Annotated in this window: 24 protein-coding genes; 1 reads left to right on the top strand and 23 read right to left on the bottom strand. The window is 69.5% G+C overall.

The window, feature by feature from the left end; all coding sequences use genetic code 11:
• Positions 1-49: 49 nt before the first annotated feature.
• The 23 genes from KOE53_RS00745 to KOE53_RS00635 form a co-directional block, all read right to left on the bottom strand.
• The gene (locus tag KOE53_RS00745) at positions 50-1,744 is read right to left on the bottom strand and encodes an ABC transporter permease (protein ID WP_188057052.1); all 1,695 of its coding nucleotides are present in this window, start codon (positions 1,742-1,744) and stop codon (positions 50-52) included.
• On the bottom strand, positions 1,741-2,706 hold the full coding sequence (locus KOE53_RS00740) for an ABC transporter ATP-binding protein (protein WP_188057051.1): 966 nt from the start codon (positions 2,704-2,706) through the stop codon (positions 1,741-1,743). The genes KOE53_RS00745 and KOE53_RS00740 overlap by 4 nt, the downstream gene beginning before the upstream one ends.
• Before the next feature lie 57 nt (positions 2,707-2,763).
• A complete protein-coding gene (gene hisI, locus KOE53_RS00735; RefSeq protein WP_188057050.1) occupies positions 2,764-3,150 on the bottom strand; it encodes a phosphoribosyl-AMP cyclohydrolase in 387 nt (128 codons plus the stop codon).
• A complete protein-coding gene (hisF, locus tag KOE53_RS00730; RefSeq protein WP_188044899.1) occupies positions 3,147-3,926 on the bottom strand; it encodes an imidazole glycerol phosphate synthase subunit HisF in 780 nt (259 codons plus the stop codon). The genes hisI and hisF overlap by 4 nt, the downstream gene beginning before the upstream one ends.
• Positions 3,927-3,938: 12 nt before the next feature.
• Positions 3,939-4,778: an ATP phosphoribosyltransferase gene (gene hisG / locus KOE53_RS00725; RefSeq protein ID WP_188044900.1), complete on the bottom strand. Its 840-nt coding sequence runs from the start codon at positions 4,776-4,778 to the stop codon at positions 3,939-3,941.
• A gap of 89 nt (positions 4,779-4,867) precedes the next feature.
• Positions 4,868-5,131, bottom strand: coding sequence for a phosphoribosyl-ATP diphosphatase (locus KOE53_RS00720; RefSeq protein ID WP_188044901.1), 264 nt, complete (start codon positions 5,129-5,131; stop codon positions 4,868-4,870).
• Positions 5,132-5,214: 83 nt separating this feature from the next.
• Complete coding sequence (rpe, locus tag KOE53_RS00715) at positions 5,215-5,877, bottom strand: ribulose-phosphate 3-epimerase (RefSeq protein WP_353055544.1); 663 nt, start codon at positions 5,875-5,877, stop codon at positions 5,215-5,217.
• Positions 5,878-6,079: 202 nt separating this feature from the next.
• A complete protein-coding gene (locus KOE53_RS00710; RefSeq protein ID WP_370566912.1) occupies positions 6,080-7,609 on the bottom strand; it encodes an RsmB/NOP family class I SAM-dependent RNA methyltransferase in 1,530 nt (509 codons plus the stop codon).
• Positions 7,606-8,520, bottom strand: a complete 915-nt coding sequence (locus KOE53_RS00705; RefSeq protein WP_188057049.1) for a methionyl-tRNA formyltransferase — start codon at positions 8,518-8,520, stop codon at positions 7,606-7,608. The genes KOE53_RS00710 and KOE53_RS00705 overlap by 4 nt, the downstream gene beginning before the upstream one ends.
• 155 nt (positions 8,521-8,675) lie before the next feature.
• Positions 8,676-10,760: a primosomal protein N' family DNA-binding protein gene (locus KOE53_RS00700; protein WP_251364040.1), complete on the bottom strand. Its 2,085-nt coding sequence runs from the start codon at positions 10,758-10,760 to the stop codon at positions 8,676-8,678.
• Positions 10,761-10,769: 9 nt separating this feature from the next.
• Positions 10,770-11,963, bottom strand: coding sequence for a methionine adenosyltransferase (metK, locus tag KOE53_RS00695; protein ID WP_188044904.1), 1,194 nt, complete (start codon positions 11,961-11,963; stop codon positions 10,770-10,772).
• Positions 11,964-12,073: 110 nt separating this feature from the next.
• Positions 12,074-12,328: a DNA-directed RNA polymerase subunit omega gene (gene rpoZ / locus KOE53_RS00690; RefSeq protein ID WP_188044905.1), complete on the bottom strand. Its 255-nt coding sequence runs from the start codon at positions 12,326-12,328 to the stop codon at positions 12,074-12,076.
• A 75-nt stretch (positions 12,329-12,403) separates the two neighbouring features.
• Positions 12,404-13,297 carry a guanylate kinase gene (gmk, locus tag KOE53_RS00685; protein WP_188044906.1) on the bottom strand — a complete coding sequence of 298 codons (894 nt, stop codon included), beginning with the start codon at positions 13,295-13,297 and terminating at the stop codon, positions 12,404-12,406.
• Positions 13,294-14,175 (bottom strand): orotidine-5'-phosphate decarboxylase, encoded by an 882-nt coding sequence (gene pyrF / locus KOE53_RS00680; RefSeq protein ID WP_188057048.1) that lies wholly within the window; start codon positions 14,173-14,175, stop codon positions 13,294-13,296. Before pyrF ends, gmk begins: the two co-directional genes overlap by 4 nt.
• Positions 14,172-17,474: a carbamoyl-phosphate synthase large subunit gene (carB, locus tag KOE53_RS00675; RefSeq protein WP_188057047.1), complete on the bottom strand. Its 3,303-nt coding sequence runs from the start codon at positions 17,472-17,474 to the stop codon at positions 14,172-14,174. Before carB ends, pyrF begins: the two co-directional genes overlap by 4 nt.
• On the bottom strand, positions 17,474-18,673 hold the full coding sequence (carA, locus tag KOE53_RS00670) for a glutamine-hydrolyzing carbamoyl-phosphate synthase small subunit (RefSeq protein WP_353055543.1): 1,200 nt from the start codon (positions 18,671-18,673) through the stop codon (positions 17,474-17,476). The genes carB and carA overlap by 1 nt, the downstream gene beginning before the upstream one ends.
• Entirely contained in the window at positions 18,674-19,201 is a 528-nt protein-coding gene (locus KOE53_RS00665) for a PH-like domain-containing protein (protein WP_188057046.1), read from the bottom strand. It lies immediately after the preceding gene.
• Positions 19,198-20,586 carry a dihydroorotase gene (locus tag KOE53_RS00660; protein ID WP_188057045.1) on the bottom strand — a complete coding sequence of 463 codons (1,389 nt, stop codon included), beginning with the start codon at positions 20,584-20,586 and terminating at the stop codon, positions 19,198-19,200. The genes KOE53_RS00665 and KOE53_RS00660 overlap by 4 nt, the downstream gene beginning before the upstream one ends.
• Positions 20,583-21,590, bottom strand: a complete 1,008-nt coding sequence (locus tag KOE53_RS00655; protein WP_188044911.1) for an aspartate carbamoyltransferase catalytic subunit — start codon at positions 21,588-21,590, stop codon at positions 20,583-20,585. The genes KOE53_RS00660 and KOE53_RS00655 overlap by 4 nt, the downstream gene beginning before the upstream one ends.
• Positions 21,587-22,117 carry a bifunctional pyr operon transcriptional regulator/uracil phosphoribosyltransferase PyrR gene (gene pyrR, locus KOE53_RS00650; protein ID WP_188044912.1) on the bottom strand — a complete coding sequence of 177 codons (531 nt, stop codon included), beginning with the start codon at positions 22,115-22,117 and terminating at the stop codon, positions 21,587-21,589. Before pyrR ends, KOE53_RS00655 begins: the two co-directional genes overlap by 4 nt.
• 102 nt (positions 22,118-22,219) lie before the next feature.
• Entirely contained in the window at positions 22,220-22,672 is a 453-nt protein-coding gene (gene nusB, locus KOE53_RS00645; RefSeq protein WP_188044913.1) for a transcription antitermination factor NusB, read from the bottom strand.
• 2 nt (positions 22,673-22,674) lie between these two features.
• Positions 22,675-23,238, bottom strand: a complete 564-nt coding sequence (gene efp, locus KOE53_RS00640) for an elongation factor P (RefSeq protein WP_188044914.1) — start codon at positions 23,236-23,238, stop codon at positions 22,675-22,677.
• A 104-nt stretch (positions 23,239-23,342) separates the two neighbouring features.
• Positions 23,343-23,777, bottom strand: a complete 435-nt coding sequence (locus KOE53_RS00635) for a type II 3-dehydroquinate dehydratase (RefSeq protein WP_188044915.1) — start codon at positions 23,775-23,777, stop codon at positions 23,343-23,345.
• A 70-nt stretch (positions 23,778-23,847) separates the two neighbouring features.
• Here KOE53_RS00635 and KOE53_RS00630 point away from each other — a divergent pair, with 70 nt between their 5' ends.
• Entirely contained in the window at positions 23,848-24,414 is a 567-nt protein-coding gene (locus tag KOE53_RS00630) for an acyl-CoA thioesterase (protein WP_188044916.1), read from the top strand.
• Positions 24,415-24,444: the final 30 nt, after the last annotated feature.

Genomic DNA, 24,444 nt, shown 5'->3' with positions numbered 1-24,444 from the left:
CATGGAGGCGGGATGGTCCTGGCCGCGCCGAGAAACAGGATCGCCTCCCCTAGTCCGAAAGCGCGAGGTCCCGCCGGCGCACGAGCCAGGCGGCGACTACGGCGGCGGCGACCGCGGTCGCTGCCATAGCCCACGCGGGACCCCAGTCCACCGGTCCGCTCGGAGACACAGCCACCACGATCGGCGTGTGGGAGAACGGAGAGACGCTGCGCACCCAGTCGGGCAGCCCGAGGAGCCCGCCGAACTGTCCGATCGCGATGGCCAGGATCAGCAGCACCCACGAGAGCCAGATCGTCGCTCGCGGCCGCACCGCGAAGACAAGCGCAGCGGCTGCCAGCAGCACGAGTACGGCGGGCAGCTGCGCAAGGCTGGCGACGGCGGCGATCGCGGCCCGGTCGCCGAACCCGGGTGACTGACTCAGACCCAGAAGTGCCCCGAGCACCGCGGCGCCGAGCACGAGCACGGCGGTCACGCCACCGAGCACCAGAAAGCTCAGAAACCACCGAACTCGCGTGACGGGCGTCGCCAGCACCAGCTCGCCGGTGCCAGAGGATTCATCCTGCCGTGCGCGCACCATCGCCTGGACGGCGGCTACCGCTGCGAGGAGGCCGATCAGGCTGAACATCGACGAGGTGAACAGGTCGATGAACGACCCCTGCGCCTGCGGGCCCGCAAACGATCTGAGCGTGCTGCTGAGCGTGTTGCTGAACTCGTCGGCAGGGCCACTCCCGACCCGCACGAGCTCGAGCAAGGTCTGCCCCAGCGCGCCGACGAGGAGCCCAAAGAGTCCGCCGGCAATTACCCAGCCCAGCGTCGCCGTGCGCTGCAGGCGCCATCCGAGGCTCAGCGGTCCGCGCAGACTGGAGCGCGCCGCCGGGCGCCCGGCCCGCTCCGGGAGCAGGCTCGAGCCCAAGTCGCGGCGCCCCTGCAGCGCGAGTGCGACCGCCCCCAGGGCGACGGCGAGGAGGAGCCCCAGCCCGAGTGGCCAGACCCGCTCGCCACCCGCAGCGGCGGGCGTAAACGGATTCACCGCCTGTCCCCAGCCAATCGGGCTCAGCCAACTCGGCCACGCCGGCGTCATACTCACCCCGTCGGCCTGGACCGTGCCGTTCGCGTCGCCAATACCCCGGAGCACGTAAGCGAGTGTGACCACCGCTGCGGCAAGTCCGTTTGCCCCACGCGAGGTGCGCATGAGCTGCGAAGCGCCGAGCCCCACCCCGAGGAAGACCAGCCCCACGACCGCGAGCGCACACCCCGCCAGTACACTTCCCGTTGCCCCGGCTCCGCCCCAGAAATAGCCGAGGGCAGACACGGCGCCGATCGCGAGGCTGAGCGACACTCCTTCGACGAGCGTCGCCACGAGCGGGGCGTACCGCGCTGCGGGCGTCGCGCTGATGAGCTCCGTCCGACCAAACTCCTCGTCGGCACGCGTGTGTCGCACCGCGAGGAACGTCATCATGAGCCCGATCAGCACGGCCAGGAACGCAAACAACAGGAAGAACTGAAATGCGTCCGCGGCGGGGCCCTGCGGGGTGCCGCGCAGGATCAAGATGGCCGGGGTGGTTTGAATGAGGTGCAGCACCTCGGTGCGCTGGGCCGCCGTGCCGAACGTGCCCGCCACCGCGGCATTGCCCACGTAGGCCAGAAGCGCAAAACCCGCGAGCCAGGCAAGGGCCTGCGTCCGGTCGCGCCGGAAACGCTGTGCCACCAGGGTGCGCAGCACGCGCGGCGCCCGCTCGGTCATGACTCCGCCTGCGCCGTTCCCGGCGCGGCAGGCTCCGCGCCGTAGTGCCGGAGAAAGAGCTCCTCGAGCGAGGGAGGGTTGACCGTGACGCCCGCGGCGCGCAGCTCGGCGAGCGCGCCGAGCACGCGCGGCATGTCGTCGCTGTCGGCGGTGAAGCGCAGTCGTGCGCCGTCGCGCACGAGGTCGTGAGCCCCGGGGATCCTGGCGAGCTGGTCGGAGGTCAGTTCCCCCGCCGGCCCGACGAGGGCGAGCGAGACCTCAGTTCGGGTCAGGTGGCGAAGTTCGGCAAGCGTGCCCGTCTCGACGGTCCGTCCCGCACGGATGATGCTGACCCGGTCGCAGAGGTGCTCCACCTCGCTGAGGATATGACTGCTGAGTAGGACGCTCTCCCCGTCGCGCAGCAGCTGCGCGATCTGCGCCCGAAAGGTCGCCTCCATGAGCGGGTCAAGCCCGGAGGTCGGTTCGTCAAAGATGTAGAGGTCCGCGGGAGTCGCGAGCGCTGCGATCAGCGCGACCTTCTGACGATTCCCCTTCGAGTATGTGCGCGCCTTCTTCCCCGGGTCAAGCTGGAACGCCTCAATCAGGGCGGCCCGCCGCGCCGCGTAGGCGCGCTTGTCCTCGTCGCCACCGCGAAGTCGAGTGATGAGGTCAATCGCCTCGCCGCCCGTGAGATTCGGCCAGAGGCTCACATCCCCCGGCACGTAGGCCACGCGCCGGTGGACCAGGCCCGCGCCGCGCCACGGATCCTGCCCGAACAGATGTGCCTGGCCGGCGCTCGCGCGCACCATGCCGAGGAGCACACGCAGCGTCGTCGACTTCCCCGAGCCATTGGGGCCGAGGAAGCCATGCACCTCGCCTCGGTCGACGCTGAGGTCGAGCCCGTCCAGCGCCCGCACGCGCCCAAACGTCTTCACCAGGGAGCGGGTTTCGACCACCGCCCCCGACTGCGTATTGATGCTCATGCACCAGACGTTACGCCCGTTTAGCGCCCGCGGCGGAGTTTCGGGAAAACCCCCAGGTTAGCCCTGGTCACCGCCGGGATCGCCCTCGATCGAGGGCAGCTCCCGGCCGGTGAAACAGCTGCGGGTGCCCGTATGACACGCCGCTCCAATCTGGGCGACGCGCACGAGCAGCGTGTCCCCATCGCAATCCGTCGCCACCGAGCGAACGTACTGGCGGTGACCCGAGGTGTCCCCCTTGCGCCAGTACTCCTGGCGGGAACGCGACCAGAAGGTCACCCGCCCGGTCGTGAGCGTGCGGGTGACCGCCTCGGCGTCCATCCAGGCGAGCATGAGCACCTCGCCCGAGGCATCGTCCTGAATGATCGCGGGCATCAGCCCGCCCTCGCCAAAGACGAGGCCCTCGGGGCCGGTGATCGCTGATTGTGCGTTGATCTCGCCACTCATGCGGCACCTCCGGGAAGTCGCACGGGGTAGCCCGCCTCGGCGAGTGCGTGCTTCACCTCACCAATCGTGAATGTGCCGTCGTGGAAGACGGACGCCGCAAGTACTGCATCGGCACCCGCCTCGATCGCTGGGGCGAAATGTTCGAGTTTGCCGGCGCCGCCAGAGGCGATCACCGGCACAGGTGAGAGCGCCCGCACGCGGCGCACGAGTTCGAGGTCAAAGCCCGCGAGCGTGCCGTCGGCGTCCATAGAGTTGACGAGCAACTCGCCCGCACCGCGCTCGGTCACCTCGCTGCACCAGGCGAGCGCGTCGAGGTCGCTTTCGCGTCGGCCGCCATGCGTCGTGACGACGAAGCCCGAGGGCATCCGATCGCTGCGTTTGACGTCGAGCGAGAGCACGAGTACTTGGGCTCCGAAGCGGTCGGCGATCTCTCCGATCAGCTCCGGGCGGGCAATCGCGGCGCTGTTCACGCCGACCTTATCGGCACCCACCTCGAGCAGCCGCGCGACGTCGTCAGCGCTGCGCACGCCGCCACCGACGGTCAGCGGAATGAACACCTGCTCGGCGGTGCGCCGCACGACGTCGTGCGTCGTGCTGCGATCGTCCACCGTCGCGGTGACGTCGAGGAAGGTGAGCTCGTCGGCCCCCTGCTCGGCGTAGCGCGCTGCGAGCTCGACCGGGTCGCCCGCATCACGCAGGTTCATGAAGTTGACGCCCTTGACGACGCGGCCGCCGGCCACATCGAGGCAGGGAATGACGCGAACGCTGATGCTCATGTCGCGGCTTTCTTAGAGGCGAGCGGCGTGGATGGCCGTGACTAGGATGGCGCGGGCGCCCAGGTCGTAGAGCTGGTCCATCACCTGGTTCGCGCTATCGGCCAGCACCATCACGCGCACCGCAACCCACTCCGGGTCCCGCAGCCGCGAGACCGTGGGCGATTCGATGCCGCCGGCGATCTCGATCGCGGCCTCGAGCTTGTCCTCGGGAAGGTCGTAATCCATCATGACGAACTTGCGGGCGACGAGCACGCCCTGGAGGCGGCGCAGCAGTCGTGCGCTGTCAGGGTGCGCCTTCGGGCCGCCGATCAGCAGCGCGGTCGACTCGAGAATGACCGGTCCGAAGATCTCGAGGCCGGCGGCGCGCAGCGTGGCGCCGGTCGACACGACGTCCGCGACCGCGTCTGCGACCCCCAAGCGCACCGCGGACTCGACGGCACCGTCGAGGCTGACCAGCGTCGCGACGACGCCTCGGGCGCGCAGGAAGTCGTCGACGAGCTTCGGGTAGCTCGTGGCGACGCGCTTGCCCGCGAGCTGCGCGACCTCGGTGATCTCGCTCGACGGGGCCGCGAAGCGGAACGTCGAGTCGGCGAACTCGAGGCCGGCGATCTCGTGCGCGCCGGATCCTGAATCGAGCAGCAGGTCGCGACCCGTGATGCCGACGTCGAGCGCACCCGAGCCGACGTAGGTGGCGATGTCGCGGGGGCGCAGGTAGAAGAACTCGACGTCGTTGCGCGTGTCGGTGTGCACGAGCTGGCGCGAGTCACGGCGGCCCGAGTACCCGGCCTCGGCGAGCATGAGGGCGGCGGTTTCGGACAACGATCCCTTATTGGGGATGGCGATACGGAGCATGAGGTTTCGATTCTGTCGTGAGGGACCGGATCCGGTCCTTCGTGGAGAGGGATGACCGGGAAGCGCGCCGACGACAGAGGCGTCGGGCGCTAGAGATGCTTGTTCACGTCGTCAAGGGTGAGCCCCTTGGCGAGCATGAGTACCTGCAGGTGATAGATCAGCTGGCTGATCTCTTCCGCGCACGCGTCGTCAGACTCGTACTCGGCCGCCATCCACACCTCGGCGGCCTCTTCGACGATCTTCTTCCCAATCGCATGCACGCCGGCGTCCAGTCGGGCCACGGTGTCGCTGCCTTCAGGGCGCGCCACCGCCTTCGCGCTGAGCTCGGAGAACAGGGAATCGAACGATTTCACGTGCCTAGCCTAGCGGTCGCCGGGGGGTGCGACGCGCCACACGACCGGTTTCGGCCCTGAGAGTGGCGTCGCTCGGGGAAAAACTAGTGCGCGTGCGCCGCCGCGGCGACGCGCAGGTCGGCGATCCGCGACTCGGGCACGCCGCCGTAGACGGCCGATCCGGCCACGAACGTGTCCGCGCCGGCCTCGGCCGCGATGCCGATCGTGTCGACCGTGATGCCGCCGTCGACCTGCAACCAGACGTCGAGGCCCTGCCGCTTCTTCGCCTCGGCGAACAGGCGCAGCTTCGGCATCATGTCGGGCATAAACGACTGGCCGCCGAACCCGGGCTCGACCGTCATGACCAGCACCTGGTCGAACTCGTGCAGAATCTCGAGATAGGGCTCGGGGTCGGTGCCGGGCTTCAACGCGATGCCGGCGCGGGCGCCGATGTCGCGGAGCTTACGCGCGAGGGCGACCGGGTCGGCCGCGGCCTCGGCGTGAAAGGTCACGGAGAATGCCCCAAGCTCGGCGTAGCCCGGCGCCCAGCGGTCGGCGTCGGAGATCATGAGGTGCACGTCGAGCGGCACCGGCGACACCTCTTGGATGCGCGCCACGATCGGCGGGCCCATCGTGAGGTTCGGCACGAAGTGGTTGTCCATCACGTCAACGTGCACGTAGTCGGCGGTGGCGATCCGTTCGAGCTCATGCTGCAGGTTGACGAAGTCGGCGGACAGGATGCTCGGGTTAATGCGCGCTGCGGTCACGCAGGCAAGTCTATCGGGCAGGATCCGCACCGGCGGGCAGGATCCGCACCGGCGGGCAGGATCCGGTGCTGCGTGAGCAATGTCGGAGATGTCACACATGTCGGAACGAAACGCCGTGTTCCCGTCCGACATACGTGTCATCTCCGACATTCGTGACCGCGCAGGGCAGAATCCGCACCGGCGGATCCTGCCCGAGCCCGCGCTAGCGGCGGGCGAGCAGGGAGACGAACATCGCGTCCGTGCCGTTGCGGTGCGGCCAGAGCTGTACCGAGAGCGCCTCGCCGGCGAGCTCGAGTTCGCCGCGGGCCTCGCGCTGGGCGATCGCGCGTGCGTCGAGCTCGGTGAACTCGAGGTGCTTCGCGAGAAAGCGGTCCACGACGGTGCGGGTCTCGGCGATGTGCGGCGAGCAGGTGACGTAGGCGAGCACGCCGTCATCGGCGAGGTGCCTCGCTGCGGCGGTCAGCAGCTCGGCCTGCAGCACGCGAAGCGGCGGCAACTCCTCGGGCTGCTTGCGCCAGCGCGCTTCGGGACGACGGCGCAGCGCGCCCAGTCCGCTGCAAGGCGCGTCGACGAGGATGCGGTCGAAGCGGGCGTCCGCTCCCCCGTAGGCCTCGTCCTCGCGGCCGTCATGGCTGACGACGTCGACGTGTGCGCTCACGGCCGAGACGGCGCGCCGCACCAGGTCGGCGCGGTGCTCGGAGACCTCGTTCGCCCGGACCGTGGCGCCACCGAGCGCGGCCTCGGCGCCGAGCAGCGCGGTCTTGCCACCAGGGCCCGCGCACAGGTCGAGCCAGCGCTCGCCCGGGGCGACCGGCTTCGCTCGGGTGAGGAGGAGCGCCGCGAGCTGGGAGCCCTGATCCTGCACACGAACCGTGCCGTCTGCAGCGCCCGCGGCCTTGATCGCGGAGATCGGGTCGCCGCCCGCGAGCTCGAATCCGATCGGCGAGGGGCCCGAGGCGCGCAGGCCCGCGTGCTCGAGCGTCGATTCGTCGGCGTCGAAGCCCTGGCCGGGCAGCGCCGCGACGCTCACGCGCGGCGGCAGGTTGTCGGCCTCGAGGAGGGCGCCGAGCTCGTCCGCGCGACCCTCCGCCGTCAGCGCGGCGCGCAGGGCGCGCAGCACCCAGACGGGGTGCGAGGAGCGCTGGGCGAGGGACTCGTCGGGCGAGGCCGCCTCGTCGTTGATGCGGTCGTCCCACTCGGCGGGGTCGGCGCGGCCGACCGTGCGGAGTACGCCGTTCACGAAGCCTGCGCCCTGCGGCACCGCGACGCGGCGCTGCAGCTCGACCGACTCGTTCACGGCAGCGTGGGCACCCACCCGCATCGAGAGCAGCTGGTGCACGCCGAGGCGCAGGACATTCCGGGTGCGCGGATCGATGTCGGCGAGGGGACGGTTCGCCGCGATCTCGATGATCCGGTCGTAGCGGCCCTGGCCGCGCAGCGTGCCCGAGGTCAGCTCTGTCGCCAGCGCGGCGTCACGGGCGTCGAGTTTCGCCGCCCGAATCTTTGCCGGGAGGGCAAGGTTTGCGTAGGCGTCGCGTTCTTCCACGTCGCGCAGTACGTCGTAGGCGACGAGGCGCGCCCCCGAGATCCAGGCCTTGGGCGCCTGCTGCTGACCGCCGCGACGGTTGCCCCCGCGGGGGCCGCCGCCCTGCGCGCCGCCGCGACCGCCGCCGTTGAAGTATCCGCCGTTCTGGCCGTGCGTTCCGCCGCTCGGGCGCCGCTCGCCGCTCACGCGACCACGACCGATCCGCCGCGGCCGCGCAGCCAGGCAGCGCCGTCCATGGCGGGCTTGCCGGCCGGCTGCACGCGGTCGAGCGCGAGGCCGATGCCGTCGACGGTGCCGAGCACTGCCTTGCCGTCGACGAGTGCGACGACGCCGGGGGCGGGCGATGCGCCCGAGGTGAGAGTGATGGCGTGCACCTTGAGTGACGCTCCGTCCGTTTCGAGGGTGGCGCCCGGTTCGGGCGTGACGCCCGCCCAGTGCGCGAGAATCTGCGCGGCGGGTTGCCGCGGGTCGAGGTGACCGTGTGAGCGGTCGAGCTTGTGGGCGTAACTTGTCTCGCCGACCTGCGGCTCGCCGGCCAGGGCGCCGGAATCGAGGCCTTCGACGGCGGCGAGCAGCGACGCGGTGCCGTGCTCTGCCAGCAGCGCGAGCGCGTCACCCGCGCTCGTGCCGGCGGGTACGGTCAGCGCGTCACGCGTCAACACGTCGCCCGCGTCGAGTGCGGCGACGAGGCGAAACACCGTGAGGCCGAGCTCCTGCTCGCCCGCCATGAGCGCGCGCTGCACCGGTGCGGCGCCCCGCCAGCGCGGCAGGTCAGAGAAATGCAGGTTGATCCAGCCATGCACGGGCGTGCTCAGCAGCGGCTCGCGAATCAGACCGCCGTACGCCACCACCACACCGAGGTCGGGCGCGAGAGCCGCCACCTGCGCCGTGACCGCCTCGCCGAGCGTGTTCGCCTTGATCACGGGCAGGCCGAGCGCCTCGGCCGCGTCGGCGACCGGTGACGGCGTGAGCACGCGCTTGCGGCCGAGTGGCGCGTCCTCACGGGTGATGACGGCGAGCACCTCGTGGCCGGCGGCCACGAGTGCCCGCAACGAGGGGGCGGCAACCTCTGGGGTGCCGGCGAAGACAATACGCATGGGGTCTATTCTCGCAGGTCGCCCGGGCGTTCCCTTCCCCGCAGGATCTCCCAGACGTCGCGCGGCCCCACCCGCCGCCGCGCGATCCGGCGCATATGGCTCTTCCGGGAGCCGGGAGCAGCCATTTGCGACGGGTCGCTGCCGGGGCACCGCGCCTAGCCGTCGAAGACGCCACGGTCGTCGAAGCGCAGCCGCAACGCCTCGGGGCGGCGCCCCGGGGCGCGCCCGCGCGTGCGAGACGTGGCCCCAGCGGCATCGGCGATCAGCGCCGCGCGCAGGCGCTTCGCGACTTCAGCACCCTGCTGATAGTCAAAGCGGACAATCGCTCGCACGGTCTCGACCCCATCGGCCATGGGCTGCGGCGTCGGCCCAAGCCGGTCGATTCCGGTGAGGCCATCGAGGCGCGAAAGCGCCCGTTCGACTTCGGCGGCGCCCCCCGTCACGCTGGCCACCCGCACCGCCGGCGGGTACCGGAGCCCCTGCCGGTCGGCGAGTTCCTGCTGCAGCCACTCCTCGACCCGCCCGGTCGCGAATGCCCGCACGAGCGGCCCGCCCGCCCCGACGAGCACGCAGCTCGCGCCGGGGGCGGCTAGGGCCGCGGCGTTCTCCCACCAGCGCAGGCAGTCCTCGCCCGCGCGCAGCGTCTCGAGCCCCATCAATCGGTCGGCATCGAGCAGCACGACCGCGCGATAGCCGCCGGCCGCGAGCGGCTCGGCCCCGCGCGTCGCGACGACGAGCGCGGGGCGCGCATCCACGCGACTACGGGCGTGTTCCCCGTCACTCAACAACACCCGAGTGCCGGGCAGCGCCGTCTCGAACTGCTCCGCCGTGCGGCCGGACCCGGCGCCGCGCACCTCGAGCTTCGTCTCGCCGCACTGCGCGCAGCGCCAGCCCGCCGCACTCTCTCCGCACCAGCGACAGGCCGCGCGGCCCTGACTCCGGAAGCCGATGGGGCCGTTGCACGAGCGGCAACGCGCAAGGTCGTGGCACCGCCCACACACGGCGATCGGGGCGTAGCCGGGCGCCGCGACCTGCACGAGCACCGGACCGGTCTCGAGACCCGCGCGAATGGTCTGGATCGCGATCCCCGGGATGCGACCGGGCTGCCGGTCCTCGTTCGTGAGCGCGCCCGAGAGCACGATGCGGGTGCGCTTGGGCGGGGTGCGTTGCGGGCGGACGTAGCCCAGGTCGACGAGCCGCTGCACCTCGGTGCTGCGCGCGTGCGCAGCGAAAAGCAGACCGGCCCCTTCGAGCTCGGCGCGCACAAGCGCCGCGTCGCGGGCGTGCACGTACGGCGCGAGCGGCTCGGCGAGGACGGGATCGCCGTCGGTCCAGACCAGGATCGCGCCCAGGTCGTGCGCGGGCGCATAGACGGCGGAGCGATTGCCGAGGACGATGCGTGGCACCGGGTCGAGCGCCCGCATGAATGCGGCGTAGCGCTCGGCATTTGACTGACGGGAGTCCACCCGCACGACCCCCGCGTGTCCGAGCGAGGCGAGCGCGTCGCGCACCTGGTCGAGGTCGCGATAGTCGGGTACGACGATGATGACGCTCTTGCCCGCGGCATGGGTCGCGAGCGCCGTGCGGGCGAGCTCGGCCGCCCAGGTGCCGACCCACTCCCCCGTGCTCAGGCGCTCGGGGCCGTGCGAGGCCGTGAGCGACAGTCTCGCGCCGTCGACGAGGAGCTGGCCGATTGTCGCTTCGGGCTCGACGGCCTCGTACGGGACGTCGTCAGCGCCCGGGTCGGCCGCCGTACCGGCCAGGTGCTGCTTCTCGACGCGTACCTGTCGCGCCGGGATCGCGAGGCGCAGGATGTCGCCGGCGCTTCCGCCAGCTCGGTCGGCCAGGTGCCGGGCGAGCTGCCACACCTCGGGGGTCAGCACCGAGACAGGCGAGACCGCGTCGGTGACCGGCGCGAGCTCCCCCGTGAATTCGCTGCGCTCAACGAAGTCGATGAGGTAGCCGAAGGTGTTGCGGGTGCGCGACCGAAACGGCACGCGCACGCGCTGCCCGGCGCGCAGCGTCCCCGAAAGCGACTCGGGCACCGCGTAGTCGAAGAGGTGATCGAGCTGCGGCAGCGCCGAGTCCAACAGGATCCGCGCGACCGGGCCCGTCGCCGGGGCGGGGACCGCGCTCGCGCCTGTACCGGGGTCGGGCAAATCTCCCGCACCGGGCACCGGGATCGCTCGAGCGTCCGTCCCCTCCGGAACGGACGCTGAGGCGGGATCCTGCGCGGTCAAGTCGGCTCGCTAGCGGTCGAGACCGGCGGCAGCGCGCAGCTCGGCGACCCGCGGCGTCGCCTCCCAGGTGAACTCGGGCAGCTCGCGCCCGAAGTGGCCGTAGGCCGAAGTCTTCGCGTAGATCGGGCGCAGCAGGTCGAGGTCGCGAATAATCGCAAGCGGGCGGAGGTCAAACACCTCGCGGATGGCCGACTCGATGCGGTCGAGCGGGACGGTCTCGGTGCCGAAGGCCTCGACGTAGAGTCCGACCGGGTGTGCGCGACCAATGGCGTACGCCACCTGGACCTCGAGGCGCTCGGCAAGACCGGCACGGACCGCGTGCTTCGCGACCCAGCGCATCGCGTACGCGGCCGAGCGGTCGACCTTCGAGGGGTCCTTGCCGCTGAACGCGCCGCCGCCGTGCCGCGAGGCACCACCGTAGGTGTCGATGATGATCTTGCGACCGGTGAGGCCCGCGTCGCCCATGGGGCCACCGACGACGAACGGTCCGGCCGGGTTGATGAAGAGCTCGGCGTGCGCGCTGGGCAGCTCGACCAGATCGAGCACTGGCCGGATCACGAGCCGCTCGACCTCGGCGCGCAGCGCCTCCTGCGAGATGTCGCGCGAGTGCTGGGTGGAGACCACGACGGCCTCGATCGAGACGGGGCGGGTGCCGTCGTAGCCGACCGTCACCTGGGTCTTGCCGTCGGGCCGAAGCTCGAGCAGCTGGCCCGAACGGCGAACCTCGGCCAGCTTCTCGGCCATGCGGTGCGAGAGCCAGCTCGGCAGCGGGTGCAGCTCAGGCGTCTCGGTGCACGCGTAGCCGAACATGATGCCCTGGTCGCCCGCGCCCTGGCGGCTGAGGTCGTCGTCGTCGAGGCCGAGGCGGGTTTCGAGGGACGCGTCCACGCCCTCCGCGATGTCGGGCGACTGCTGTCCGATCGAAATCGAGACCCCGCAGGAATTCCCATCGAAGCCCATCTCCGAGCTCGTGTAGCCGATCTCGCGCACGGCGTCCCGCACAAGCTGCGGGATCTCGACGTACCCCGAGGTCGAGACTTCCCCCGCCACGTGCACGAGGCCCGTGGTCACGAGCGTCTCGACGGCGACGCGGGCCCCGGGATCCTGTTCCAGCATCGCGTCCAGGATGGTGTCGGAGATGCGATCGCAAATCTTATCGGGGTGCCCCTCGGTCACAGACTCAGAGGTAAACAGGCGGGTCATAGTGAGCTCCAGCGACGCGGGTGAATAAGAACAGTGGGGTGGAACAGGAACGGCGGTGCCGGATCCCTCTCAAGGGTATCCGGCACCGCCGACAGTGAATGCCTGTGTGACTATTCGGGACGAGCCGTCATGGTCAGCTTGCCTTCGACGATCTCGTGCAGCGCGATCGACAGCGGCTTGTCCTCGACCGTGGAGTCCACGAGCGGTCCGACGTTGTCGTACAGGTTCCCGTCGTGCAGGTCGGTGTAATAGTCGTTGATCTGGCGCGCGCGCTGCGACGCAAAAATCACCAGCGCGTACTTCGATTCCACCTTCGACAGGAGGTCGTCGATGGGGGGATCGATAATGCCGTTCACATTGGCCATGGGTGTGCTCCTCAAGTAGACCTACTTAGCTTACCGGATGCCCGGGATTTCGGGCTGCGCGTTTGCCGTTCGGTTTTACGCGTCGCCGCGCATGATGTCGACGAGACGGGCAGCAGCCCGCTCGACAGTGTCGTTGACGATGATCTCGTCGAACTCTTCGGCCGCCGCGAGCTCAACCTTGGCGGTCGCGAGACGACGCTCCCGCTCCGCCTCGTCCTCCGTGCCTCGGCCGACAAGTCGGCGCACCAGCTCGTCCCAGCTGGGCGGCGCGAGGAAGACCAGTCGCGCATCGGGCATGGCGGCGCGCACCTGACGCGCACCCTGCAGGTCGATCTCAAGCAACACGAGCTCGCCGCGATCGGCGGCTTCGAGCACGGGCTGACGGGGGGTCCCGTAACGGTTCTGGTTGTGCACCGTCGCCCACTCGAGCAACCCGTCGCCGGCAAGCATGCGGTCAAACTGCTCGTCGTCGACGAAGTAGTAGTGCTGGCCCTCGACCTCGCCGGGACGCGCCTTCCGCGTCGTCGCCGACACGGACAGCGTGACCTCGGGATAGTGCTCGCGCACGTAGGTCGCCACCGTTCCCTTGCCCACCGCGGTGGGCCCGGCAAGGACCGTGAGCCGCGGCCGCTCCGTCGTAGCACCAAAGCGCTCGCGCATGAACTGCTCGAGCCGGGAGCGCTGACGCGCGCCCAGACCGCCGAGCCGCTTGCGCTCGGAGATCTCGAGGTCCTCGAGGATGCGCGGGGCCTTCACCTGGCCGATCGCGGGCAGGCTGAGGAGGAAGTCGGTGATGCGGAGGCCGGAGGCCGCGGAGCCGCGTTCGAGAGACTGCTCGAGCACGCGCATGGGCGACAGCTCACCGCTGCGCAGTCGTCGCTTCAGCTCGGCGCGGCCCTGGCGCGCTTCGACCGCGGCGCGGTTTGCCGCGACCCGATCGACCTGGGGCATCTCTGCGTGCGTACTCATAGTGTGTCCAGAGTACCGAGGCTTTGGGCAATCGTCGCCGAACGCTCAGCGATTCGCTTGGCGAGGCCAGCGGCACCGCCCGCGAGGACGCTGCGCGACTCGCTGGCGAGCAGACCTCGAGAGAGCGATCCGAAGGTTGTGCCCGCGTCCTCGACGCGTGCCCCCTGGAACCCGAAACCCGGCGCGAGCACTGGAAGCGCCGGTCCCCCGGCGTACCCGTCCGTCGCGATTCCGAAGCGGTCGAGCTCGAGCGTCGCGCCCAGCACCACACCGATCGAGCCGACTTCGGGTGAGCCCGATCCGGCGCGCGCCGCCGCCTCGTTCCACGACGCGGCGTCGGCAACCATGCCCTCGGCGACCGTGCGCCCGTCGGCAAGGCGAGCGGTCTGCACGGCAAACGCTTCGGGGTTCGAGGTCGCGGCGAGCACGAACAGGCCCTTGCCGTGATCGCGCACGTGGCCGAAGGCACCCGCTAGCGTGCCAAACCCCTGGTACGCCGCGACGGTCATCGCGTCCGCTTCGAGGGGCGAGCCAGGCGTCAGCCAGGCGTCAGCGTATGCGGCGAAGCTCGAGCCGATGTCGCCGCGCTTCACGTCGGCAATTACGGTCACGCCGGCTGCACGCGCGTCAGCGAAGACTCGCTCAAGCGCTACGAAGCCCGCGGCGCCGAAGCGCTCAAAAAACGCGATCTGCGGCTTGACACAGGCCGCGACGCCGGCGGCGGCCGCGACAACGTCCCGGCCCATCCGCTCGGCCCCGGCGGCGTCGTTCGACACTCCCCAGTCGGCGAGCAGCGAGTCGTGCGGGTCAATTCCGACGCACAGGTGCCGGCCCGCAGCGAATGCCGCTGCGAGCCGGTCCCCGAACGACTGGGTCATCGAGCGGCGGCCTCTGCCGCGCGCTGTTCTACCCGATCGGCTTCGTACTCCTGGAGCGAGCGCACCGAGAAGCCCTCGTTCGCCACCGCGAGCGCGCCGACCGCGGCGGCCAGCTCGGCGATCGTGGTGAAGATCGGCTTGTCCGCCGCGACGGTCGCCGCGCGAATCTCGTACCCGTCCGCGCGCGCCGAGCGACCGCTCGGCGTGTTGATGACGATGTCGATCTTGCCCGCGTTGATCAGGTCAACGACCGAGTCGCCCTCGCTCTGCTCCGAGTGCTTGCGCACTGCGCGGGACGTGATGCCGTTGCGGGCGAGCACCACCTGGGTGCCCTGTGTCGCGAGGATCTCGTAGCCGAGCTCCTGCAGGCGCAGCACCGGCAGCACGACGGCGCGCTTGTCACGATCGGCGACCGAAACGAACACGGTGCCGGACAGCGGCAGCGCGCTACCGGCCGCGGCCTGGCTCTTGGCAAAGGCACGCGGGAAGTCGCGGTCCATGCCCATGACCTCGCCGGTCGAACGCATCTCGGGGCCGAGCAGCGAGTCGACGATCAGGCCCTCGTGCGTGCGGAAGCGCTTGAACGGAAGCACGGCCTCCTTCACGGCGACCGGGGCGTCAATCGGGATGCGCGAGCCGTCACGCTCGGGCAGGAAGCCCGAGTCGAGCAGAGACTGGATGCTCTCGCCCGCCATGACCCGCGATGCCGCCTTCGCCAGCGGGATCCCGAGGGCCTTCGCGACGAACGGGACCGTGCGCGACGCGCGAGGGTTCGCCTCGAGTACGTAAAGCACTCCCTGCCCGATCGCGAACTGCACGTTTAGCAGGCCGCGCACGCCAATGCCGCGCGCGATTGCCTCAGTGGCGTCCCGAACCTGGGCGATCTGGTCGTGTCCGAGCGTCACGGGCGGCAGCGTGCAGCTCGAGTCACCCGAGTGCACACCCGCCTCCTCGATGTGCTCCATGACGCCGCCGACGTACAGCTGCTCGCCGTCGAAGATGGCGTCGATGTCGATCTCGATCGCGTCGTCGAGGAACCGGTCCACCAGCAGCGGGTGGCCGGGGCCGACGAGCGCGTGGCCCTCGATCCGCTCGAAGTAGCCGCTGAGCGAGGCCGTGTCATACACGATTTCCATGCCGCGTCCGCCGAGCACGAACGATGGGCGCACGAGCACCGGGTAGCCAATTTCCTCGGCGATCCGGATCGCTCCGGCCTCGTCGGTTGCAGTGCCGTTGCGGGGCGACACGAGGCCGGCCTCGTCGAGGATCTTCGAGAACGCGCCGCGCTCCTCCGCCAGGTCGATCGCTTCGGGCGTCGTGCCCAGGATCGGGACCCCAGCGTCCTTCAGCGGCTGTGCCAGGCCGAGGGCCGTCTGGCCGCCCAACTGCACGACGACGCCGACGAGCTCACCGCTCTTGCTTTCGGCGTGGATGACCTCGAGCACATCCTCAAGCGTCAACGGCTCGAAGTACAGGCGATCCGAGGTGTCGTAGTCGGTCGAGACCGTCTCGGGGTTGCAGTTAATCATGATGGTCTCGTAGCCGGCCTCGGAGAGGGCGAACGAGGCGTGCACGCACGAGTAGTCGAACTCGACGCCCTGACCGATGCGGTTCGGACCGGACCCCAGGATCACAATCTTCTTGCGGTCGGACGGGGTGACCTCGGTCTCGAAGTCGTACGACGAGTAGTGGTACGGCGTGAGCGCTGGGAACTCGCCGGCGCAGGTGTCGACCGTCTTGAAGACGGGGCGCAGGTCAAGCTCGTGACGCAAGCTCCGCACGGTCGCCTCGTCCAGGCCGCGCAGCTGCGCGATCTGAATGTCGGAGAAGCCATGATCCTTGGCGTGCGCGAGCACCTCACGGGTGAGCTCGGGCGCCGCCGCTACCTCGTCCGCGACCTCGTTGATCAGCACGATCTGGTCGAGGAACCAGGGGTCGATCTTGGTCGCGTCGAAGACCTGCTCGGTGGTGGCACCCTTGCGGAGCGCCTGCTGGACGTCGATGATACGGCCGTCGGTCGGACGCACCATGCCGACGAGCAGCGATTCGACCGAGCGGTCATCCTCACCCCAGTGGAACGACGAGCCGCGCTTCTCGAGCGAGCGCAACGCCTTCTGCAGCGACGTCGAGAAGTTGCGCCCAATGGCCATCGCCTCGCCGACCGACTTCATGGTCGTGGTCAGCGTGTCGTCCGCTGCGGGGAACTTCTCGAACGCGAAGCGGGGAACCTTGACGACGACGTAGTCGATCGTGGGCTCAAAGCTCGCCGGGGTCACCTTCGTGATGTCGTTCTGGATCTCGTCGAGGCGGTAGCCGATGGCGAGCTTCGCGGCGATCTTGGCGATCGGGAAGCCGGTGGCCTTCGACGCGAGCGCCGACGAGCGCGACACACGAGGGTTCATCTCGATGACGACGACGCGGCCGTTGGACGGGTCGATCGCGAACTGAATGTTGCAGCCGCCCGTGTCGACCCCGACGCGACGAATGATGTCGATCGAGATGTCGCGCAGGTTCTGGTACTCGCGGTCCGTCAGCGTGAGGGCCGGGGCCACGGTGATCGAGTCACCCGTGTGTACGCCAACGGCGTCGACGTTCTCGATCGAGCAGACGACGACCGTGTTGTCGGCGGTGTCGCGCATGAGCTCGAGCTCATACTCCTTCCACCCGAGGATCGACTCCTCGAGCAGCACCTCGGTCGTGGGGCTGTAGTGCAGGCCGTCGCCGGCAATGCGCACGAGCTCTTCTTCGGTGTACGCGAAGCCCGAGCCGAGGCCACCCATCGTGAACGAGGGGCGCACGACGAGCGGGTAGCCGAGGTCCTTGGCGAACTCCTTGGCCTCTTCGATCGTGTGTGCGATATAGGACTTGGCTACCTCTGCGCCCGCGGCGATCGCGATGTCCTTGAAGAGCTGGCGATCCTCGCCCTTCTGGATCGCGTCAACCTTCGCGCCGATGAGCTCGACGCCGTGCTTCTCGAGGATGCCCAGCTCGTGCAGCTGCATCGCCGCGTTGAGCGCGGTCTGGCCACCGAGGGTCGGCAGGATCGCGTCGGGGCGCTCCTTGATGATGATCGACTCGATGACCTCGGGGGTAATCGGTTCGATGTACGTCGCGTCGGCGAAGTCGGGGTCGGTCATGATCGTCGCAGGGTTCGAGTTCACGAGGATGACGCGCACGCCCTCCTCGCGAAGCACACGGCATGCCTGGGTACCCGAGTAATCGAACTCGCAGGCCTGGCCGATGACAATCGGGCCCGACCCAATAACGAGGACGGAATTAATGTCTGAACGCTTCGGCATTATTCTGCTGCTCCCGATTCGGTGGTGTTCGTGCGGCTTTCGGCGTTGCTCTTGACGAGTTCGCGGAAGCGGTTGAAGAGATAGAAGGCGTCGTGCGGCCCAGCCGCTGCCTCGGGGTGGTACTGGACCGAGAACGCCGGCAGGTCGAGGCACTCGAGCCCCTCGACGACCTGGTCGTTCAGGCTCACGTGGCTCACCTGGACGCGACCGAAACCGGCGGGCGAGTCGATCACCCCGTCGATGGGCGCGTCGACGGCGAAGCCGTGGTTCTGCGCCGTGATCTCGACCTTGCCGGTGCGCTTGTCCATGACGGGCTGGTTGATCCCGCGGTGGCCAAACGGCAGCTTGTAGGTCGAGAAGCCGAGGGCCCGGCCGAGCAGCTGGTTGCCGAAGCAGATGCCGAAGTACGGCAGGCCGTCGCGCAGCAGTTCCTGCAGGATCGCGACGTGTCCGTCGGACGCCGCGGGGTCACCGGGACCGTTGGAGAAGAAGAGCGCGTCCGGAGCGAGCGCGCGGATCTCCTCGAGCGTCGTGCGCGCCGGCAGCACCGTCACATCGAAGCCGTGCTCGGCGAGGTAGGTCACTGTGGCGCGCTTCACGCCGAGGTCGAGCACGGCGATCCGGCCGACCCGCTCGTCGCCCGACGCCGCGACCTCGTAGGCCTCGGGGGTCGAAACGACCTCGGAGAGGTTCTTGCCGGCCATGCTGGCCTGCTCGCGCACGATCGCGAGCTGCTCCGCCTCGGGGAGCATCGCGTCGGCGCCCGAGAAGACGCCGGCGCGCAGAGCGCCCGCCGAGCGGATGTGGCGGGTGAGGGCGCGGGTGTCGACACCCGAGATGCCCACGACGCCGTCGGCGACGAGCTCCTCGTCGAGCGAACGCTCGGCACGGAAGTTCGAGACGCGGCGAGCGGGGTCGCGGACAACGAAGCCGGCAACCCAAATCTTGTCGGACTCCTTGTCGGCGTCGTTGACGCCGGTGTTTCCGATGTGCGGTGCCGTCATGATGACGATCTGGCCTGCGTAGGACGGGTCAGTGAGGGTCTCCTGGTAGCCGGTCATGCCGGTTGAGAAGACGACCTCTCCGAGGGTGCGCCCGCGAGCGCCGTATGCGCGGCCCGCGTGACGCGTGCCGTCCTCGAGCACGAGCACTGCGCCGTCGAGGGCAGTGTCAGTGGTGTGGGCGGTGAGAGTAGTCACCTAGGCCTCCTGAGTGGTGTCGTCGGAAAGGGAAGAGTATGGGGTGGCGCGGGCGATGGCCTCGACCGCGTCGGCAAACGCGCGCTGTCCGGCAGGATCAGGGAAGCGGAAGCTCGACTCGAGCTCCCGGTCATCGGCCTGCCAACGCACGAGCGCGAGGCCGTCGGCCTCAACAACCTTGTCGATGCGGGTCTGCGCGGTGCCCGAGCCGAGAATCTGCGCGCCGGGGATGCGCACAGGGTGCTCCCCCGGCAGCCGGAACTCGAGGCCGTCCGCGAACAGGTCGAGCTCGCCGTAGCCGCGAAACGCGAGGCCGGGGGCGGCGACGCGCTCGAGCGGCGCGCCGGCGGGCGTCGTCGCCACGTAGAACACGCGCGGGAAGCTGGTCGTGGGCGGCCCGGCGAACGGTGCGGCCGAGGTTTCCACCTGCGCGTCGCGCCGGGTGCGGCGCCGCCAGGCGGTCCACATCAGCAGAAAGAGCAGGGCCGCGAAGGCGAGGGCCACGAGGCCCCAGAGAAGCTGGGTCATGCCGCGCTCCCCCGGCCCTGCGCAGCAGCCGCCACGGCAGCCGCGTCGGCAAGCACGCCGTCGTCAAGCGTGATGACGCCGCGGCGAATCGTGGTGTGCACGCGTCCCGGCAGCTCCATGCCGAGGAACGGCGAGTTCGCGCTCAGGCCGCGCAGCTTCTCTGGGCCGAACGCGCTGACGCCGCTGGGGTCGACCAACACGAGGTCGGCCGGCTGGCCGGCGTCGAGCGCCGTCGGGTGACCCGACAGGCGACCGATCTCGGCAGGCTTCGCCGAGAGCAGGCGCTCCAGCTCGGCCCAGGACGCGTGGCCGTTCGCCACGAGCGTGGCCTGCGCGACCGGCAGCGCCGACTCGAGACCGACCATGCCGAACGCCGCGGCGTCCCACTCACAGTCCTTCGCCTCGACCGGGTGCGGCGCGTGATCGGTCGCGATGATGTCGATCGTGCCATCGGCCACGGCGGCGCGAAGCGCGAGCACGTCGCTCTCACGCCGCAGCGGCGGGTTGACCTTGTACCGAGCGTCGTAGCTGCGCGCCAACTCCTCCGTGAGGATCAGGTGGTGCGGCGTGACCTCGGCGGTCACGGGAATGCCCCGCGACTTTGCCCAGCGCAGCACCTCGACGGAGCCGGCAGTGGAGAGGTGGCAGATGTGTAGCCGCGCACCGACGTGCTCGGCGAGCAGGACATCCCGCGCGATGATCGACTCTTCCGCGACCGCGGGCCAACCCTTGAGGCCGAGCTCGCTGGACAGCGTGCCCTCGTTCATCTGGGCGCCCTCGGTGAGGCGGGGATCCTGCGCGTGCTGCGCGATCACGCCGTCGAAGGTCTTCACGTACTCGAGCGCGCGGCGCATGAGCAGCGGGTCGTGGACGCACTTGCCGTCGTCGGAGAAGACGCGCACGCCGGCGCGCGACTCGGCCATCGCGCCGATCTCGCTCAGGCGCTCGCCCGCAAGGTCTTCGGTGACGGCGCCGATCGGGCGCACGGTGGCGTAGCCAGCGGCGTCGCCCAGGGCCTGGACCTGTTCAACGACGCCGGCGGTGTCGGCTACGGGCATGGTGTTCGCCATCGCGAAGACGGTCGTGAAGCCGCCGGCCGCCGCCGCGCGGGTGCCGGTGAGTACCGTTTCCGACTGCTCGAAGCCGGGCTCGCGCAGGTGCGTGTGGAGGTCGACCAGGCCGGTCATCGCGATCAGCCCATCGGCCTCGATCACGCGCTCGCCCGCGCGCGGCTCGAGCGCGGTGCCACGCTCGACGATCGTGCCGTCGACGATACGCAGGTCCACTGCGGGCGCGCCTGCGAGGGCCACCGCGTCCGTGCTGCGCGCACCGAGGTCAGCGGCGAGGCGCGCCCCGCGGATCAGGATCTCGTTCGTGGCGCTCATGCCGGCGTTCCTTTCGTGTCGTTCGTCGTACTGGAGTTGTGGTCAGCGGGTGCTTCGCCGCGCTCGCCACTCAGCAGCAAGTAGAGGGCGGCCATGCGCACTGAAACGCCGTTCGCGACCTGCTGCAGCACGGTGGAGCGCGGAGAGTCCGCCGCGGCGGACGAAATCTCGAGCCCCCGGTTCATGGGACCCGGGTGCATCACGATGGTCTGCGGCTGCAGCTGCGCCAGCCGGCGATCGTCGAGGCCCCAGCCGCGCGAATACTCTCGCTCATTCGGGAAGTATGCGGCGTGCATGCGCTCGGACTGAATGCGCAGCAGCATTACGACGTCGGGCTTGTCTTCGCGCAGCGCCTCGTCGAGCGAGTGCCGCACGGTGACGGGCCAGGCGCGGGCGCCGAACGGGATCAGCGTCTCGGGCGCGACGAAGGTCACCCGCGCGCCGAGCGCGTGCAGCAGCCAGAGGTTCGAGCGCGCCACGCGCGAGTGCGCCAGGTCGCCCACGATCACGACAGACACGCCGTCAAGGTCGCGTCCGCGGCTCGCGTGCTCACCGTGCAGTCGGCGGCGCATGGTGAACGCGTCGAGCAGCGCCTGCGTGGGGTGCTCGTGCGTGCCGTCGCCGGCGTTCAGCACGCCGGCAGAGATCCAGCCGCTGCTCGCGAGCCGGGCGGGCGCGCCAGAGGCGGGGTGCCGGATCACGACACCGTCGGCGCCGATCGCTTGGAGCGTCTGCGCCGTGTCCTTGAGCGATTCGCCCTTGGAGACCGACGAGCCTTTGGCGCTGAAGTTGATGACGTCCGCCGACAGCCGCTTCGCGGCCGCCTCGAATGAGATGCGGGTGCGCGTCGAGTCCTCGAAGAAGAGGTTCACGACGGTCTTGCCGCGCAGCGTCGGGAGCTTCTTGACCTCGCGCTGTTGCGTCGCCGCCATGTCCTCGGCGGTGTCGAGGATCATGATGGCCTCATCGCGCGACAACGTGCGGGTGTCGAGCAGGTGCCTCATGAGTCGATCGCCACTTCGTCGAGTCCGTCGTGCTCGGTCAGACGCACGAAGATGCGCTCGCTCGTCGCGCTCGGAAGGTTCTTGCCGATGAAGTCGGCGCGAATGGGCAGCTCGCGGTGTCCCCGGTCGATCAAGGCGGCGAGGCGCACGGCGCGCGGGCGGCCGTGGTCGTTCAACGCGTCAAGCGCGGCCCGAACGGTGCGTCCCGAGTAGAGCACGTCGTCCACGAGCACGACGGTTGCGCCATCAATGCCCGGTTCGGGGATCGCGGTCGGCAGCGTCGCGCGGATCGGATGCTTGGCGAGGTCGTCGCGATACATCGTGACGTCGAGCTGGCCGACGGGGACGTTCGTTCCCTCGATGCGCGAGATGATGTCGGCGATCCGATGCGCGAGCGTGACGCCGCGGGTCGGGATGCCGAGCAGGACGAGCCCAGATACGCCCTTGTTTGACTCGATGATTTCATGCGAGATTCGGGTGAGTGCCCGCGAGATCTCGGCACTTTCCAGTACCGTACGCGTTCCCATATCCGAGCCCCCCTTCTCCGCCTCACTGGACGGGAATTAAAGAAGTGCTAACCCAAAAAGTATAGCGTGGATCTGCCGGCACTCTCGCGCCGGCAGACCCCGCTACTCTGCTGTCGCGGACTTCGCCTTCGACGCGTCGCGCGGAGCCGCTTGCTTGGCCACCTGGCCGAGCACGCCGTTCACGAACCGACTCGAGTCCTCAGTCGAGTACTCCTTCGCCAGTTCGATCGCTTCGTCAATCGCCACCTCGACGGGCACGTCGGGGTTGTGCAGGATCTCCCACGACGCGAGCCGCAAGATCGCGCGGTCGACGTTGGGCATCCGATCGATCGACCAGCCCTGCGAGTACGTCGCAATGAGCTCGTCGATCTCCTCGCGGTGATCAACGACGCCGTCGACGATCTCCCGCGCGTACATCCACGAGGTCAGGCGGTCGGGCTCGGACGACGCGCGCGTCGCCTCGGATGCCACCACGGAGTCGAGCGCGTCGCCGCGCACGTCCGCCTGGAACAGCATGTCCAAAGCCCGCTTGCGGGCCTTCCTGCGAGCGCTCATGACTAGTCGTTCACGCGGCCGAGGTAGTCACCCGTGCGGGTGTCGACCTTGACCTTGGTGCCCTGCTCGAGGAAGAGCGGGACCTGAATCTCGTAGCCCGTCTCGAGCGTCGCCGGCTTGGTGCCGCCGGTCGAGCGGTCGCCCTGCAGGCCGGGCTCGGTGTAGGTGACCTCGAGGACCACCGAGGCGGGGAGCTCGACGTAGAGGGGCTCGCCCTCGTGCAGCGCGATCGTCGCGGTCTGGTTCTCGAGCATGTAGTTGGAGGCGTCTCCGACGACGACGGGGCTGACCGTGATCTGGTCGTAGTCCGTCAGGTCCATGAACACGTAGTCGGCGCCGTCCATGTAGAGGTACTGGAAATCGCGACGATCTACGGTCGCGGTCTCGAGCTTCGCGCCCGCGTTGTAGGTCTTGTCGATGATCTTGCCGGTGACGACGTTCTTCTGCTTGGTGCGCACGAACGCGCCACCCTTACCGGGCTTGACGTGCTGGAACTCCACCACGCTCCAGAGCTGGCCGTCAACCTTGATGACGGTGCCGTTCTTGATGTCGCTCGAAGTTGCCATGCTGGGTTTCGTCTCCGGTCTTCAGGTTCAATCGCGCAATTGCACGCAGCGAACAGTCTACCGCGTCAGCGCCTGGACGCCTTGCGGCGCGGGGCGCGTCCCGATCAAGCCCCGCGGAGGGCGATCAGGGCGAGCGAGTACGAGTCGAAACCGAAGCCGGCAATGACGCCGGAGGCAATGCCGGAGATCACGCTCGTGTGACGGAACGTCTCACGTGTGTGCGGGTTCGAGATGTGCACCTCGATGAGGCGGGCGCCCGCCCCCGGCACCATGGCGGCGGCGTCGCGCATCGCGTAGCTGTAGTGCGTGAACGCGGCGGGGTTCAGGATCACATCGGTGCGCGACAGTGCCGCCTCGTGCAGCCAGCCGACCATCTCGGCCTCGTTGTCCGTCTGGCGCACCTCGACCTCCTGCTCGGGCGTCGCCGCGGCATCGAGCACGCGCGCGAGGTCCGCGAGGGTGGCGCTGCCGTACACCTCGGGCTCGCGCACCCCGAGCATGCCGAGGTTCGGTCCATTGAGTACGAGGATCTTCGCCATGATCGCCAGTGTATTGCAGTGCTCCCACAACCGGTGTCGCGCGCGGCCGCACTCCCCCTAGGCTCGCGACATGCACATGATGTTTCGGACCCTCCTGCACTATTTCTTCCACGGGCGACGCGGACCGCGCCTGGGCTTTCGCGATGTGAGCCGCTCAAGCTTTCGCGTGATGCCCACCGACCTCGACCTGTTGCGCCACGTGAACAACGGCGTCTACTTGTCGATCATGGATGTCGCCCGGTTCGACATGCTGCAGCGCAACGGAGTCATGGCGATCTTTGGCGCGCGCGGCTGGTACCCCGTCGTGGTGGCCGAGACGATCTCGTTTCGGAAGTCCCTGCAGCTGTGGGAAAAGTTCACGATCGAGTCGCAGATGCTCGGTTTCGACGACCAGGCGGTGTTCCTCGAGCAGCGCTTCGTTCGCCCCGACGCGTCGGGCACGCCCGAGGTCTACGCGCGCGCCGTCGTTCGCGCGCGCATCCTGAAGAAGTCCGGCGGAGTGGTGAAGGTCGCCGAGATCGCCACTGCGGCGGGCGTCGACATCGACGACTTTGAGCTGCCCGACCAGCTGCGCGAGTGGGGCAGCGCGTCGCGCCTCCCCTCGACGCGCGACGCCGCCCCGAGCGTCTGGGGCTGATCCTGCCGTTCCCGGGACAGTGTGCGCCGA

The organism is Leucobacter sp. CX87, assembly GCF_018682295.1.
In the GTDB taxonomy this organism is placed as follows: domain Bacteria; phylum Actinomycetota; class Actinomycetes; order Actinomycetales; family Microbacteriaceae; genus Cx-87.
This window is presented reverse-complemented; position numbering and strand designations above follow the sequence as displayed.